At 46.2% G+C, this 546-nt stretch carries 1 protein-coding gene; it reads right to left on the bottom strand.

All coding sequences use genetic code 11. From position 1 onward, the window contains the following. The coding region (locus ACVC43_RS00050) for a T9SS type B sorting domain-containing protein (RefSeq protein WP_452222529.1) at nucleotides 1-546 on the bottom strand (546 nt) is incomplete at both ends.

Raw genomic sequence — 546 nt, 5'->3', positions numbered from 1 at the left:
TTAACAGTTTTCCAAAACGATCAAAGATATAGATTATAGCATCTGGCTGGTCGCCTATGCCATAAATGTTCCAGGTGTCGTGGTAACCATCGCCATTTGGTGTAAAGTACTGTGGGTAATCCATCACCATAATGGTTAGGGTGGCTTCACCACATCCTAAAATATCTCTTACTGTTATGGTATGTTCTCCTGCTGCCACATCGGTAAAGGTATAAGTGCCATCGTTTGGCGTGTTCATCTCCCAGCTGCCACCATCGATACTAAACTCGTACACGGCTATTGAGGTGCCTGTGATGCCTGTTGCAGTTACCTGTATGTCATGCTGGTCTGCAAAGGCTAAGGTGGTGACTTCTGCAGTAATTACTGGTGGTTCGCTTACTTCTACAAAGGTAGTGGCATCGCTGTTACAGCCTGTAGCATTATCGGTTACCACAACGGTGTACACACCGCCTTGTGTTGGCATAATACTTGGCCCTGTTTCGCTTGGTAATACCGTGCCCTGATAACTCCACTCAAACGTGTATTGTGCAGGATCTAAGCCTGTGT

The organism is Lacinutrix chionoecetis (genome assembly GCF_053604665.1).
Note: the sequence above shows the minus strand (reverse complement) of the source record. Positions and strands in the feature narration are given on the sequence as shown.